Source organism: Streptomyces sp. CA-250714 (assembly GCF_050936705.1).
Taxonomy (GTDB): Bacteria; Actinomycetota; Actinomycetes; order Streptomycetales; family Streptomycetaceae; genus Streptomyces.
In genome coordinates, this window is sequence record NZ_JBNJMI010000002.1 from 2,931,275 (window position 1) to 2,946,599 (window position 15,325).

General features: G+C 65.4%; 7 protein-coding genes and 3 rRNA genes. 2 read left to right on the forward strand and 8 right to left on the reverse strand.

The window, feature by feature from the left end; genetic code table 11:
• Position 1 precedes the first annotated feature (1 nt).
• Both mtrA and mtnA read right to left on the reverse strand, forming a co-directional pair.
• Positions 2-679 carry a two-component system response regulator MtrA gene (gene mtrA, locus ACQEU8_RS31960; RefSeq protein WP_433107284.1) on the reverse strand — a complete coding sequence of 226 codons (678 nt, stop codon included), beginning with the start codon at positions 677-679 and terminating at the stop codon, positions 2-4.
• Positions 676-1,836, reverse strand: a complete 1,161-nt coding sequence (gene mtnA / locus ACQEU8_RS31965) for an S-methyl-5-thioribose-1-phosphate isomerase (protein ID WP_433107286.1) — start codon at positions 1,834-1,836, stop codon at positions 676-678. The genes mtrA and mtnA overlap by 4 nt, the downstream gene beginning before the upstream one ends.
• 132 nt (positions 1,837-1,968) lie before the next feature.
• Here mtnA and ACQEU8_RS31970 point away from each other — a divergent pair, with 132 nt between their 5' ends.
• A complete protein-coding gene (locus tag ACQEU8_RS31970; RefSeq protein ID WP_433107288.1) occupies positions 1,969-3,300 on the forward strand; it encodes a hypothetical protein in 1,332 nt (443 codons plus the stop codon).
• A gap of 372 nt (positions 3,301-3,672) precedes the next feature.
• On the opposite strand, the gene rrf is transcribed toward ACQEU8_RS31970, so the two are convergent.
• From rrf to ahcY, 5 genes are all read right to left on the reverse strand, one after another.
• Positions 3,673-3,789 (reverse strand): 5S ribosomal RNA (gene rrf / locus ACQEU8_RS31975).
• Between the two features lie 89 nt (positions 3,790-3,878).
• Positions 3,879-7,006, reverse strand: a 23S ribosomal RNA gene (locus ACQEU8_RS31980).
• A gap of 310 nt (positions 7,007-7,316) precedes the next feature.
• Positions 7,317-8,847: ribosomal RNA gene (locus tag ACQEU8_RS31985) — 16S ribosomal RNA — on the reverse strand.
• Together the 16S, 23S and 5S rRNA genes form the textbook arrangement of a ribosomal RNA operon.
• A gap of 571 nt (positions 8,848-9,418) precedes the next feature.
• Positions 9,419-10,033, reverse strand: coding sequence for a hypothetical protein (locus ACQEU8_RS31990; RefSeq protein WP_433107290.1), 615 nt, complete (start codon positions 10,031-10,033; stop codon positions 9,419-9,421).
• Between the two features lie 154 nt (positions 10,034-10,187).
• Positions 10,188-11,648 carry an adenosylhomocysteinase gene (gene ahcY / locus ACQEU8_RS31995; protein ID WP_433107292.1) on the reverse strand — a complete coding sequence of 487 codons (1,461 nt, stop codon included), beginning with the start codon at positions 11,646-11,648 and terminating at the stop codon, positions 10,188-10,190.
• A 397-nt stretch (positions 11,649-12,045) separates the two neighbouring features.
• Here ahcY and ACQEU8_RS32000 point away from each other — a divergent pair, with 397 nt between their 5' ends.
• Positions 12,046-14,235 (forward strand): fructose-specific PTS transporter subunit EIIC, encoded by a 2,190-nt coding sequence (locus tag ACQEU8_RS32000; protein ID WP_433107294.1) that lies wholly within the window; start codon positions 12,046-12,048, stop codon positions 14,233-14,235.
• A gap of 83 nt (positions 14,236-14,318) precedes the next feature.
• Here ACQEU8_RS32000 and ACQEU8_RS32005 read toward each other — a convergent pair whose 3' ends face one another.
• On the reverse strand, positions 14,319-15,287 hold the full coding sequence (locus tag ACQEU8_RS32005; RefSeq protein ID WP_433107296.1) for a cation diffusion facilitator family transporter: 969 nt from the start codon (positions 15,285-15,287) through the stop codon (positions 14,319-14,321).
• Positions 15,288-15,325 lie beyond the last annotated feature (38 nt).

Consider the following 15,325-nt stretch of genomic DNA (forward strand, 5'->3'; position numbering starts at 1 on the left):
CTCAGCTGGGCCCGGCCTTGTATCCCACGCCGCGCACGGTCACCACGATCTCCGGCCGCTCCGGGTCCTTCTCGACCTTGGAGCGCAGCCGCTGCACATGGACGTTGACCAGCCGGGTGTCCGCCGCGTGCCGGTACCCCCACACCTGCTCCAGCAGCACCTCACGGGTGAAGACCTGCCACGGCTTGCGCGCCAGCGCCACCAGGAGATCGAACTCGAGCGGAGTCAAAGCTATGGACTGGCCGTTCCGCTTCACCGAGTGCCCCGCCACATCGATCACCAGATCGCCGATGGCCAGCTGCTCCGGCGCCGGCTCCTCGGAACGCCGCAGCCGCGCCCTGATCCGCGCCACCAGCTCCTTCGGCTTGAACGGCTTGACGATGTAGTCGTCAGCCCCCGACTCCAGCCCGACCACGACATCGACCGTGTCGCTCTTGGCGGTGAGCATGACCACCGGCACCCCGGACTCGGCGCGGATCAGACGGCACACCTCGATACCGTCCCTCCCGGGCAGCATCAGATCGAGCAGCACCAGGTCCGGCTTGGTCTCACGGAAGGCGGCAAGCGCCTTGTCGCCGTCCGCGACGAACGACGGTTCAAAACCTTCTCCGCGCAGCACAATGCCGAGCATCTCTGCCAGTGCGGTGTCGTCATCGACGACAAGGACGCGTCCCTTCATGACTTCATCATCCCATTAGCCGATCGCGACGCCCTCCTACGTGATGTGGAACACAGTTCCGCGATCCTCCCGGGCGTCACGGGAGAGGCCACCCCCTCATCCGTCACCACAGCCGTGACCAGCGCGGACGGCGTCACATCGAACGCAGGATTGTAGGCGTGCGCCCCCACAGGAGCCAGCGCCGCACCCACTCCCGGCCCCCCTCCCGAGGCCGCCCCGGGCACCCCGGGGCCCCGCACCCCTGCCCACGGTCCCTCGGTCACCTCGTGCACGGCCCGCTGCTCCACTTCGATCCCGCTGCCCGACTCCGTGTCCAGGTCGATCGTCGTCACCGGAGCCACCACCACGAACGGCACCCCGTGATGCCCGGCCAGCACCGCCAGCGAATACGTACCGACCTTGTTCGCGACCGAACCGTCCGCCGCGATCCGGTCGGCCCCCACCAGCACCGCATCCACCTCACCCGCCGCGAACAGTGACCCCGCGGCACTGTCCGCCAGCACGCTGTAAGCCATCCCCGCCTCGGCCGCCTCGTACGCCGTCAGCCGCGCCCCCTGCAACAGCGGCCTCGTCTCCCCCACCCACAGCCGCCGCAGCTCACCGGCACGGTGTACCGCCTTGACGACGGCCAACGCCGTGCCGGCCCCGCCGGAGACCAATCTCCCGGTGTTGCAGTGCGTCAGGATCCGCAGCCCGCCCCCGGGCACCAACTCCGCCAGCAGCGCACTTCCGTGCTCCGCTATCCGGTCACTCGCCTCGGCGTCCTCCTGGTGCAGCGCCCGCGCCTCAGCCAGCGCCTGAGCAGCAGCATCAGCATCCCCGTCGCCTGCCCTGACCGCCGCCCGGTACGCGGCCTCCACCCGTCGCGCCCCGTACGCGAGATTCACCGCCGTCGGCCGCGCCTGCGCCAACTGCTCCGCGGCATCGGCCACATCGAACCCACGCGCCGCCGCCAACGCGACCCCGTACCCCCCGGCAATGCCCAGAACCGGCGCGCCCCGCACCGCCAGCGCCCGGATCGCGTCCACCAGCGCAGGCACATCCGTACACACCAGCTCGGCCTCCTCCGCGGGCAGCCGAGTCTGGTCGAGGAGCACGACGACGGGCCCCTCGGGCAACTCCTCGTAACGGATCACGGGCACACACTCTTCAGCCATCCGTCCAGTCTGCCTGCTCAGCGCAGGCCCCTTGAAGAGCGTCGCCCGCTACCGCCCGACCCCATCCACACCGCCCCGTGGCACGATGGGCAACCCACCAGGCACGGGACTACCCACACGAGGTGACCTCACGTGAACGACTCCCCGGGCTCGGCTTCGCCCGGATCCGCTTCGCCCGACCCCCGCCCCTCCGGCAACCCCGGAAAGGACGACGAGAACATCCCGGGCGACGACACGGAGCGCACCACATCCGAGGCAGCACCCCGCCCGGTGGCAGCCGACCGCCCCCGCAACTGGGCCGCCGACCAGCCGCCCGCCGCTCCGCCCGGCCGGACCTGGGGCGACCAGGACGGAACCACAGGTCGGCGCAAGGGCCGAGGCCCCATCCCGAGGCAGCACCCCGGCGGCCCCCAAGGCCAGGCACGGGGGTGGGCCACCCAGCCCACCGGCACCGGCCCCCAGCGCGGCTGGAACAGCCCGGGCCCGAACTCCGGCTGGAGCCGAGCCCCACAGGCCGCCAAACCCGGCGTCATCCCGCTCCGCCCCCTGGGCATCGGCGAGATCCTGGACGGCTCCGTCCGCGCCATGCGTACCCACTGGCGCACCGCGCTGGGCATCTCCCTCGTCGTCGCGGTCCTCACCGAGCTGGTAACGGTGATCACCACGCGCCTCTGGTTCGGCGACACCGGCGACCTCCAAGCCCTCGCCGAGAAGGACCAGCCCAGCCTTGAGGACGTGAACAACGCCCTCACCGGCAACCTCGGCAGCTTCACAGTGATGGGCATCGTCGGCATGCTCGGCACCGTGATCGCCACCGCCCTGCTGACCGTGGTCGTCAGCCGCGCGGTCCTCGGCCACCCGGTCACCCTCGGCGAGGCATGGCGGAGCGCACGCCCTCAGCTGCTGCGCCTACTCGGCCTGCTGCTCCTGATCCCCCTCCTGGTCTCCCTCGTCCTCCTCGGCTGCCTGCTCCCCGGCATCCTCACCGCGCTCGCGGGCCCTTCCGGCCTGGCGATTTTGCTGCTCTCCCTCGGCGTGCTCGCCGGCATCGCCGCAGCCGCCTGGGTCTGGGTCCAGTTCTGCCTCGCGCCCCCGGCCCTGATGCTGGAGAAGCAGGGCCTGATCGCCTCCATGCGCCGCTCGGCCAAGTTGGTACGCGGCAGCTGGTGGCGCGTCCTGGGCGTTCAGCTCCTCACTCTCCTGCTGGTCTTCGCCGTCTCCTTCGTCGTCTCGGTGCCGACCACCGCCATCTCCGCCCTCACCGACCCGTCCGCCGCCAGCTGGACATCCCTCATCATCAGCGGCATCGGCTCGGCCCTCGCCTCGGCCATCTCCCTCCCCCTCAGCGCGGGCATCACCGCCCTCCTCTACCTCGACCAGCGCATCCGCCGCGAGGCCCTCGACCTCGAACTCGCCCGCGCAGCAGGCGTCCCCGGCTTCGAACGCCCCGCCTCGGAAAGCTGACACCCCGACAGCAGTACGCCAACGCTCTGCACCAGGCAGCGAACGACGACGAGAGCGAATGCCCTGTCGCCGGACGGCTGAGCGCTGGCCATGCGCTCAGCTGTCGCGCTTGCTTCGGTCTCACCCAGTAGTGGAAGCCTCGCGGCGGCCCGCCCCGGGCCGCCGCCCGCGTCACGCGTCGCGGGCCTACGACCCACACGCGTGAGGACCGGGCCAGGGCGAACACAGACTCAGAAACAGGCTCGGGGCCTGCCCTTTCGAAAAGGGGGGGAGTTGTAGGTGACGCCCCGCCTGGAAAAGGGAACAGGACAAGAATTTGGGCATAAAAATAGCCCCGTTGGCGTGAGCCAACGGGGCTATCTCTCAAAGTGAGTTCGGCGGTGTCCTACTCTCCCACACACTCCCGCATGCAGTACCATCGGCGCTGAAAGGCTTAGCTTCCGGGTTCGGAATGTAACCGGGCGTTTCCCTCACGCTATGACCACCGAAACACGGCGAAACACACAACCAGCAACACACTTGATTCAAATGTGTCTGGGGTTGTTGTCTCAGAACCAACACAGTGGACGCGAGCATCTACGGACAAGCCCTCGGCCTATTAGTACCGGTCACCTCCACCCATTACTGGGCTTCCAGATCCGGCCTATCAACCCCGTCATCTCCAGGGAGCCTTAACCCCTCCAAGGGGGTGGGAGTCCTCATCTCGAAGCAGGCTTCCCGCTTAGATGCTTTCAGCGGTTATCCTTCCCGAACGTAGCCAACCAGCCATGCCCTTGGCAGAACAACTGGCACACCAGAGGTCCGTCCGTCCCGGTCCTCTCGTACTAGGGACAGCCCTTCTCAAGACTCCTACGCGCGCAGCGGATAGGGACCGAACTGTCTCACGACGTTCTAAACCCAGCTCGCGTACCGCTTTAATGGGCGAACAGCCCAACCCTTGGGACCGACTCCAGCCCCAGGATGCGACGAGCCGACATCGAGGTGCCAAACCATCCCGTCGATATGGACTCTTGGGGAAGATCAGCCTGTTATCCCCGGGGTACCTTTTATCCGTTGAGCGACGGCGCTTCCACAAGCCACCGCCGGATCACTAGTCCCGACTTTCGTCCCTGCTCGACCCGTCAGTCTCACAGTCAAGCTCCCTTGTGCACTTACACTCACCACCTGATGACCAACCAGGCTGAGGGAACCTTTGGGCGCCTCCGTTACCCTTTAGGAGGCAACCGCCCCAGTTAAACTACCCACCAGACACTGTCCCCGATCCGGATCACGGACCCAGGTTAGACATCCAGCACGACCAGAGTGGTATTTCAACAACGACTCCACAACCACTGGCGTGGCCGCTTCACAGTCTCCCACCTATCCTACACAAGCCGAACCGAACACCAATATCAAGCTGTAGTAAAGGTCCCGGGGTCTTTCCGTCCTGCTGCGCGAAACGAGCATCTTTACTCGTACTGCAATTTCACCGGGCCTATGGTTGAGACAGTCAAGAAGTCGTTACGCCATTCGTGCAGGTCGGAACTTACCCGACAAGGAATTTCGCTACCTTAGGATGGTTATAGTTACCACCGCCGTTTACTGGCGCTTAAGTTCTCAGCTTCACCAGGATCGAAACCCTGACTAACCGGTCCCCTTAACGTTCCAGCACCGGGCAGGCGTCAGTCCGTATACATCGCCTTACGGCTTCGCACGGACCTGTGTTTTTAGTAAACAGTCGCTTCTCGCTGGTCTCTGCGGCCACCCCCAGCTCACACCGCACGGGTGATCACCAGAAATGGCCCCCCTTCTCCCGAAGTTACGGGGGCATTTTGCCGAGTTCCTTAACCATAGTTCACCCGAACGCCTCGGTATTCTCTACCAGACCACCTGAGTCGGTTTAGGGTACGGGCCGCCACACAACTCGCTAGAGGCTTTTCTCGACAGCACAGGATCACCCACTTCACCACAAACGGCTCGGCATCAGGTCTCACCCCTCATGCCAGGCGGATTTCCCTACCCGACGGGCTACACCCTTACCCCGGGACAACCATCGCCCGGGCTGGACTACCTCACTGCGTCACCCCATCACTCACCTACTACAAGCTCGGGCCGTCGGCTCCACCACAACTCCTTCACCCGAAGGATCCAGAGCGGCTTCACGGACTTAGCATCACCTGATTCGATGTTTGACGCTGCATAGCGGGTACCGGAATATCAACCGGTTCTCCATCGACTACGCCTGTCGGCCTCGCCTTAGGTCCCGACTTACCCTGGGCAGATCAGCTTGACCCAGGAACCCTTAGTCAATCGGCGCACACGTTTCTCACGCATGTATCGCTACTCATGCCTGCATTCTCACTCGTGAACCATCCACAACTCGCTTCCACGGCTGCTTCACCCGGCACACGACGCTCCCCTACCCACCACAACAGGCGTTAGCCCTTCACGTTGCAGTGACACGACTTCGGCGGTGTACTTGAGCCCCGCTACATTATCGGCGCGGAATCACTTGACCAGTGAGCTATTACGCACTCTTTCAAGGATGGCTGCTTCTAAGCCAACCTCCTGGTTGTCCCTGCGACTCCACATCCTTTCCCACTTAGCACACGCTTAGGGGCCTTAGTCGATGCTCTGGGCTGTTTCCCTCTCGACCATGGAGCTTATCCCCCACAGTCTCACTGCCGCGCTCTCACTTACCGGCATTCGGAGTTTGGCTAAGGTCAGTAACCCGGTAGGGCCCATCGCCTATCCAGTGCTCTACCTCCGGCAAGAAACACACGACGCTGCACCTAAATGCATTTCGGGGAGAACCAGCTATCACGGAGTTTGATTGGCCTTTCACCCCTAACCACAGGTCATCCCCCAGGTTTTCAACCCTGGTGGGTTCGGGCCTCCACACGGTCTTACCCGCGCTTCACCCTGCCCATGGCTAGATCACTCCGCTTCGGGTCTTGAACACGCTACTGGGTCGCCCTCTTCGGACTCGCTTTCGCTACGGCTCCCCCACACGGGTTAACCTCGCAACATGCCGCAAACTCGCAGGCTCATTCTTCAAAAGGCACGCAGTCACGACACCAAGTGCAAACACTTGATGCGACGCTCCCACGGCTTGTAGGCACACGGTTTCAGGTACTCTTTCACTCCGCTCCCGCGGTACTTTTCACCATTCCCTCACGGTACTATCCGCTATCGGTCACCAGGGAATATTTAGGCTTGACGGGTGGTCCCGCCAGATTCACACAGGATTTCTCGGGCCCCATGCTACTTGGGAGTCCCACAAACGAGTTGCCAACATTTCAGCTACGGGGGTCTTACCCTCTACGCCGGGCCTTTCGCATGCCCTTCGCCTACATCGACAATTTCTTACTCGTCCAGCAGCCGGCAGACCACTGAAGTGGAATCCCACAACCCCGCATGCGCAACCCCTGCCGGGTCTCACACACATACGGTTTAGCCTCCTCCGGTTTCGCTCACCACTACTCCCGGAATCACGGTTGTTTTCTCTTCCTACGGGTACTGAGATGTTTCACTTCCCCGCGTTCCCTCCACACCGCCTATACATTCAGCGGCAGGTGACAGCCCATGACGACTGCCGGGTTCCCCCATTCGGACACCCCCGGATCACAGCTCGGTTGACAGCTCCCCGGGGCCTATCGCGGCCTCCCACGTCCTTCATCGGTTCCTGGTGCCAAGGCATCCACCGTGCGCCCTTAAAAACTTGGCCACAGATGCTCGCGTCCACTGTGCAGTTCTCAAACAACAACCAGCCACCCACCACCCCCAACAGAAGCTGGAGTTCACTGGGACCGGCAACCGAAGGAACAAGCTCAACAGCCCGTACCCTCAGACACCCAACAGCGCGCCCAGCCCAGCCAGTACAGGTTTCCGTGTTCCACGCTCCGAGGAGCAGTACTAGCGAAACCCGTCTGAACCAGGCTGAATAGTCAACGTTCCACCCATGAGCAACCCACCGCGAGTCGTTCGCTCGCGTAGTGGGCCTCTGGACCGCCGAAGCGGCCAAAGATGCTCCTTAGAAAGGAGGTGATCCAGCCGCACCTTCCGGTACGGCTACCTTGTTACGACTTCGTCCCAATCGCCAGTCCCACCTTCGACGATTCCCTCCCCACAAGGGGGTTGGGCCACCGGCTTCGGGTGTTACCGACTTTCGTGACGTGACGGGCGGTGTGTACAAGGCCCGGGAACGTATTCACCGCAGCAATGCTGATCTGCGATTACTAGCGACTCCGACTTCATGGGGTCGAGTTGCAGACCCCAATCCGAACTGAGACCGGCTTTTTGAGATTCGCTCCACCTCACGGCATCGCAGCTCATTGTACCGGCCATTGTAGCACGTGTGCAGCCCAAGACATAAGGGGCATGATGACTTGACGTCGTCCCCACCTTCCTCCGAGTTGACCCCGGCAGTCTCCCGTGAGTCCCCAACCTCCCGAAGGAGTTGCTGGCAACACAGGACAAGGGTTGCGCTCGTTGCGGGACTTAACCCAACATCTCACGACACGAGCTGACGACAGCCATGCACCACCTGTACACCGACCACAAGGGGGCCCCTGTCTCCAGAGGTTTCCGGTGTATGTCAAGCCTTGGTAAGGTTCTTCGCGTTGCGTCGAATTAAGCCACATGCTCCGCCGCTTGTGCGGGCCCCCGTCAATTCCTTTGAGTTTTAGCCTTGCGGCCGTACTCCCCAGGCGGGGCACTTAATGCGTTAGCTGCGGCACGGACCACGTGGAATGCGGCCCACACCTAGTGCCCAACGTTTACGGCGTGGACTACCAGGGTATCTAATCCTGTTCGCTCCCCACGCTTTCGCTCCTCAGCGTCAGTATCGGCCCAGAGATCCGCCTTCGCCACCGGTGTTCCTCCTGATATCTGCGCATTTCACCGCTACACCAGGAATTCCGATCTCCCCTGCCGAACTCCAGCCTGCCCGTATCGAATGCAGACCCGGGGTTAAGCCCCGGGCTTTCACATCCGACGCGACAAGCCGCCTACGAGCTCTTTACGCCCAATAATTCCGGACAACGCTCGCACCCTACGTATTACCGCGGCTGCTGGCACGTAGTTAGCCGGTGCTTCTTCTGCAGGTACCGTCACTTACGCTTCTTCCCTGCTGAAAGAGGTTTACAACCCGAAGGCCGTCATCCCTCACGCGGCGTCGCTGCATCAGGCTTTCGCCCATTGTGCAATATTCCCCACTGCTGCCTCCCGTAGGAGTCTGGGCCGTGTCTCAGTCCCAGTGTGGCCGGTCGCCCTCTCAGGCCGGCTACCCGTCGTCGCCTTGGTAGGCCATCACCCCACCAACAAGCTGATAGGCCGCGGGCTCATCCTGCACCGCCGGAGCTTTCCACACGGAGATCATGCGATCCCGTGTCATATCCGGTATTAGACCCCGTTTCCAGGGCTTGTCCCAGAGTGCAGGGCAGATTGCCCACGTGTTACTCACCCGTTCGCCACTAATCCCCGACCGAAGCCGGTTCATCGTTCGACTTGCATGTGTTAAGCACGCCGCCAGCGTTCGTCCTGAGCCAGGATCAAACTCTCCGTGAATGCTTCAATTCGCGGAAGAGCGGAACCAGGAGAGGAATAATCCCCCGGTCCACAGCGTCCTCGCTGTATTTTTTTCAAAGGAACCTCAACTCGCCTTCGGCGAGTCGGGGTATCAACATATCTGGCGTTGACTTTTGGCACGCTGTTGAGTTCTCAAGGAACGGACGCTTCCTTCAAAACCGTTTCACCGGTTTCTCCGGACGTTTGCCCTTTCGGTGTTTCCGACTCTATCAGATCGAATCTGCTTGGAGTTCGGAGGGCTTCTCGCGTAAGAATTCCGTCACCGGATTTCTCGGTTCGAAGCGGAGAAGAAACTAACTGCTGCTGCCGAGCTTGTCCAACTCTAGGCAACCGTTCGAATCTACTGCCCGCAGTTCGCCGCGTCAACGGCTTTCCGGGGGCGGAGAGGACAGTAGCAGGTTCCCTGCCGTCCGCGCACATCATGCGGCAGTCGTCGGCCCTTCGGAGCAGTCCGACACGGCGATGTCACCGGTTTCGCCCACTTGACCGCCCGTCAGCCGACGGCGCAGGGGCGTGGTCAGGGCCGGTTCCGCCGGAACGCCGCCGGCCGTCAGTCGAAGACCGAGGGTGGTGACTCGAGGTCTTCCAGCTCGATGCCGGGGGCTGCGAGGACGACGTCGCCGGCGATGTGCACCGCGTGCTGCTCCCCCGTCTCCAGGTCGTTGACCTGGTAGTTGTCCACGACGAGAGGGCCGTTGTCAGTGGTGTGTGTTTCGCTGTTCAACAGCCCCCAGGACTGGTCGAGAGTGCGGGGGGCGAGGACGGGGGGTGTGAACGCGACGAGGCGTACGCGAGTGGGCCGATCACCGGGGGCCGGGCGCAGCAGCCGTGAGGTCGCGACGAGGAATGCGGGGGATGCCCCGGTGAAGGAGTGCGCGGCGACGTTGCCCTCTTGGGCTTGCTCGCCTGCGGGGTCGGAGCGCACCCAGGTGACGCCGTCCAGCGCCGCACCGCGGATCTGCCAGTTCGCGGCGTGGAGTTCGAGACGGATCGGGCGGCCGAGTTCGTCGAGGGTGAGGTCGACGGAGCCCGTGTGCTCTCCCGAGGGGGTGGTGAGTTGGGAGACGTAGCGCCAGCCGGAGGGGCCGGTGGCGCAGTGGAAGTGCTCTTCGCCGAGGAAGGTGTGGTCGTGCGGATCGTGAAGCGAATATCGGCCGCGGGGCATGGGCGGTGTCCGGGGTTGGTGCGGTGACGGACAGGCCCCCGCCGGGGGCGGGGGCCTGGGGCCGGTCTGTCTCCCGGCCGGCCCGGCGGTTGAGCTGCCGGGCCGGGCGCGGGTGGGTCAGATGCGGCGGGTCAGGAACGGATCGGTTCCGGGATCAGTAGCGGTAGTGGTCCGGCTTGTACGGGCCCTCGACCGGGACGCCGATGTAGGCCGCCTGCTCCGGGCGGAGCGTGGTCAGCTTGGCGCCGAGTGCCTCGAGGTGGAGGCGGGCGACCTTCTCGTCGAGGTGCTTGGGCAGGACGTAGACGTCGGTCGGGTACGACTCGGGCTTGGTGAACAGCTCGATCTGGGCGATCGTCTGGTTCGCGAAGCTGTTGGACATCACGAACGAGGGGTGTCCGGTGGCGTTGCCCAGGTTCAGCAGGCGGCCCTCGGACAGGACGATGATGGTCTTGCCGTCCGGGAAGGTCCAGGTGTGGACCTGCGGCTTGACCTCGTCCTTGACGATGCCGTCGATGGCGGCGAGACCGGCCATGTCGATCTCGTTGTCGAAGTGGCCGATGTTGCCGACGATGGCCTGGTGCTTCATCTTGGCCATGTCCGAGGCCATGATGATGTCCTTGTTGCCCGTGGTGGTGATGAAGATGTCGGCGGTCTCGACGACGTCATCCAGGGTCACCACCTGGTAGCCGTCCATGGCCGCCTGGAGGGCGCAGATCGGGTCGATCTCGGTGATCAGGACGCGGGCGCCCTGGCCGCGCAGGGACTCGGCACAGCCCTTGCCGACATCGCCGTAGCCGCAGACGACGGCGACCTTGCCGCCGATGAGGACGTCGGTGGCGCGGTTGATGCCGTCGATCAGCGAGTGGCGGCAGCCGTACTTGTTGTCGAACTTCGACTTGGTGACGGCGTCGTTGACGTTGATCGCCGGGAAGAGCAGCGTGCCTGCCTGCTGCATCTCGTAGAGGCGGTGGACGCCGGTGGTGGTCTCCTCGGTGACGCCGCGGATCTCGGAGGAGAGCTGCGTCCACTTCTGCGGGTTCTCGCTCAGGGTGCGGTTGAGGAGCTGGAGGATGACGCGGTGCTCGTCGTTCTCGGCGGTGTCCACCGAGGGTGCGGCGCCGGCCTTCTCGTACTCGACGCCCTTGTGGACGAGGAGGGTGGCGTCACCGCCGTCGTCGAGGATCATGTTCGGGCCGCCGGTGGTGGCGTTCGGCCAGGTGAGGGCCTGCTCCGTGCACCACCAGTACTCCTCCAGGGTCTCGCCCTTCCAGGCGAAGACCGGGATGCCCTGCGGGTTGTCCGGGGTGCCGTCGGGGCCGACGGCGACGGCTGCTGCGGCGTGGTCCTGGGTGGAGAAGATGTTGCAGGAGGCCCAGCGGACCTCGGCTCCCAGAGCGACCAGCGTTTCGATGAGCACGGCCGTCTGCACGGTCATGTGCAGGGAGCCGGTGATGCGGGCGCCTGCCAGGGGCTGGTCCGCGGCGTATTCCTTGCGGATCGCCATCAGGCCGGGCATCTCATGCTCGGCCAGCGTGATCTCCTTGCGGCCGAAGGCCGCCAGCGAGAGGTCCGCGACCTTGAAGTCCTGGCCGGTCGTGGAGGTCGTCGTCATTGCGAGCTGCTCCTCGGTGTCGAGATATAAGGCTGGCTGGTCCGTGCTGCGGCGCGGGGCGGTGTGGTGCCGGTCGCGCGGAGGCGCACATCGTGGCCGGGCACACTCGTCCCCTGCTCGCAGCTCAGTCCGTCGGAGGCCCTCTCTCCCTCGGTGGCCCGCGGTGCGGGCCGCCCGACCGCCATCAGCAGCGACGTCTGGCTCTACGAATCTACACCGCCCGTCCAGGGGACAAGACGGGCGCCGCTGACAGCAAGTACGCCCTGGGGTCGGTTTTCGGCCGCTTGCTTTTTTGGCCGTGCGACTGGTTCGGTGCACCCTGCGGCCTCTGCGACTGCGACTGCGATGGCGCGAGAACGCACCCCCTCCACACACTGGCCGAGCTAGGAGTTCCCACGTGACCAGTCCTGCCGATCCCCGTGACGGAGCGGCTCCCCCGGCCGGGCCGGGGCTGAAACTGCTCGCCGTGACGGCGTGCCCCACCGGTATCGCTCATACGTACATGGCGGCGGAAAAACTGACCCAGGCCGCGCAGGCCCGTGGTATTGCCATGAAGGTCGAGACCCAAGGCTCCATCGGGGCTGAGAACGTCTTGACCGACAACGATGTCAGCGCCGCGGACGGCGTGATTGTCGCCGCCGACAAGGACGTGGACCTCAGCCGGTTCGGCGGCAAGCGCGTGCTGGTCGTCGGCGTGGCGGAAGGCATCAGCGACCCGGACGGCCTCATCGACCGCGTACGCCAGGCGCCCGTCCATGAAGGCGGAGCTGCCTCGTCCCCTGGCGGGGACGGCCGGGGCGGAACCGGCAGCGGTGGGCCGGGAGGCGGTGCGGGCGGTTCCGGGGCTGCCGGAGCGCCGTCGGGTCCCGCGGGGGCCAAGAGCCGGGAGCGCAGCGTCGGCTACAAGGCGCTGATGAACGGCGTCTCGTACATGATCCCGTTCGTGGTCGTCGGCGGGCTGCTGATAGCCGTCTCGCTCGCCCTCGGCGGGCACCCGCAGGCCGACGGCGGTCTGGTGATACCCGACGGCAGCTTCTGGAAGCACGTGAACGACATCGGCACCATCGGGTTCACGCTGATGGTGCCGATCCTCTCCGGCTACATCGCCTATGCGATCGGCGACCGCCCGGCCCTGGTGCCGGGCATGATCGGTGGCTGGATCGCCAATACGGGCGAGCTGTACGACTCCAAGTCCGGGGCGGGCTTCATCGGGGCGATCGTGACCGGGTTCCTGGCCGGTTATCTGGTCCGCTGGATCAAGCTGGTGCCGGTCTCCCGGTTTGTGCGGCCGATCATGCCGATCATCGTGATCCCGATCGTGGCGACCTCCGCGCTCGGGCTGTTCTTCATCTACGTCATCGGCAAGCCGATCTCCTGGGTCTTCGAGAACCTGACCGACTTCCTGGGCAGCATGACCGGTACCAGTGCGGCGCTGCTGGGCGTGGTGCTCGGGCTGATGATCGCGTTCGACATGGGCGGCCCGGTCAACAAGACCGCGTTCCTGTTCGGGACCGGGCTGGTCTCCAAGAGCCCTGAGGTGATGGGGATGTGCGCGGCGGCCATCCCGGTGCCGCCGCTGGGCCAGGGTCTGGCGACACTGCTGCGCAGCAGGTTCTACTCCGACCAGGAGCGGGAGACCGGCCTGGCCGCGCTGTTCATGGGCTTCTTCGGCATCACGGAGGGCGCCATCCCCTTCGCCGCCGCCCGGCCGGCCACGGTGATCCCGGCGAACATGCTCGGTGGTGCGGTCGCGGGCGGTGTCGCGGGGCTGGCCTCGGTCGCGGACAACGTGCCGCACGGCGGGCCGATCGTGGCCGTGCTGGGCGCGATCGACGGGGTGGCGCTGTTCTTCGTGGCGGTCCTGATCGGTACGGCGGTCACGGCTCTGACCACGGCCGGGCTGGTGACGCTCGGGGCACGTCGTTCCGGGCGCGGCTCCGCCGAAATGGATAGCGCGCAGGCGGCTCGTGCGGAGCGTACGGAAGCCGAGGTGGCTGTCGCGGCGGTGCAACAGTCGGTCGTAACGCCTCGGGACGGTGCAGCAGTGCGCCCACAGGACGGTGCAGCAGTGCCACCTCAGGGCGCGACAGACAGCACAGCAGCGGGGACGGAAGCCGGCGCAGCGACGGACGAGGTGCTGCTGGGGTACCTCACCGCGGACACCGTCAGCGAGCAGCTCTCCGCGGTCGACAAGGACGCCGGTATCCGGGAGATGGCCGCGCTATTGGGGCGCAGCGGCAAGGTCGCCGACAGCGCGGCGCTCGTGCGGGCAGCGCTCGCCCGGGAGGAGCAGGGCACTACGGGGCTCGGCGAGGAGATCGCCATCCCGCACGCCAAGACGGACGCGGTCACCGCACCTGTCGTCGGGTTCGCACGGTCGGCGGAGGGCATCGAGTGGGGCGCGCTGGACGGGACGAAGGCGCGACTGGTGTTCATGATCGCGGTGCCTGAGGCGGCAGCCGGTGACGAGCATCTGCGCATCCTGGCGCTGCTGTCCCGCAAGCTGATGGACCCCGCGTTCCGTACGCGTCTGCTGGAGGCGTCCGACAAGGAGACGGTGCTGAACACGCTCGCCGAGATCGAGTGAGGCAGCACAACTGAGCCCCATCGCGCGGAGGGCCCGCCCCGAATCCTGGGGCGGGCCCTCCTGGTGTTGCCGCTGGGGTGCGGTCAGGCGCTCGGGCCTGTCGCGCCCGACGGTTCGGAGGCGGACTCCGTCTCGCTCTCCTGGGCGCGGTAGATGTCCGGCTCCAGGTAGATGACCCGGGCGATCGGTACGGCTTCGCGGACGCGGTTCTCGGCGGCGTCGATGGCACGGGCGATCTTTCCGGCCGTGTCGTCGTGCTGGACGGCCACCTTGGCGGCCACCAGGAGCTCTTCGGGCCCCAGGTGCAGTGTGCGCATGTGGATGACGCTGGTGACGGTCTCACCGTCGACGAGCGCGACGCGGATCTTGTCCCGGTCGGCCGGGTCGGCGGACTCGCCGAGCAGCAGCGACTTGGTCTCCACCGCGAGCACCAGCGCGATGACGACGAGCAGCGCGCCGATGCACATGGTGCCCACGCCGTCCCAGACGCCGTTGCCGGTCACGAGCGCCAGGCTGACGCCGACGAGAGCCAGGATGAGGCCCACGAGCGCGCCGAGGTCCTCCAGCAGGACGACGGGCAGTTCGGGCGCCTTGGCGCGGCGGACGAACTGGCTCCAGCTGTGCTTGCCGCGAACCGCGTTGGACTCCTGGATGGCGGTCCTGAAGGAGAAGGTTTCGGCGATTATGGCGAAGACGAGTACGCCGACCGGCCAGTACCAGGCTTCGACTTCGTGTGGGTGAGCGATCTTCTCGTAGCCCTCGTACAGCGCGAAGACGCCACCGACGGTGAACAGGACGATGGAGACCAGAAAACCGTAGATGTAGCGCTCGCGGCCGTAGCCGAACGGATGCTCCTCGCTGGCTTCCTTCTTGGCCTTCTTCCCGCCCAGCAGGAGCAGCGCCTGGTTTCCTGAGTCGGCGACAGAGTGGACGCCTTCCGCCAGCATCGAGGCCGAGCCGCTGAAGCCCGCTGCGACGAACTTGGCGACGGCGATGGCCAGGTTGGCGCCCAGCGCGGCGACAATCGCCTTTGTTCCGCCTGATGCACTCACGTGTCCGGGGTCCTTCCTGCTGCTGTGCGGCCGTCCGG

Bases quoted from the DNA above. Each gene is read 5' to 3' on its own strand.
- mtrA (WP_433107284.1), bottom strand. From the start codon at position 679: ATGAAGGGACGCGTCCTTGTCGTCGATGACGACACCGCACTGGCAGAG.
- mtnA (WP_433107286.1), bottom strand. From the start codon at position 1,836: ATGGCTGAAGAGTGTGTGCCCGTGATCCGTTACGAGGAGTTGCCCGAG.
- ACQEU8_RS31990 (WP_433107290.1), bottom strand. From the start codon at position 10,033: ATGCCCCGCGGCCGATATTCGCTTCACGATCCGCACGACCACACCTTC.
- ahcY (WP_433107292.1), bottom strand. From the start codon at position 11,648: ATGACGACGACCTCCACGACCGGCCAGGACTTCAAGGTCGCGGACCTC.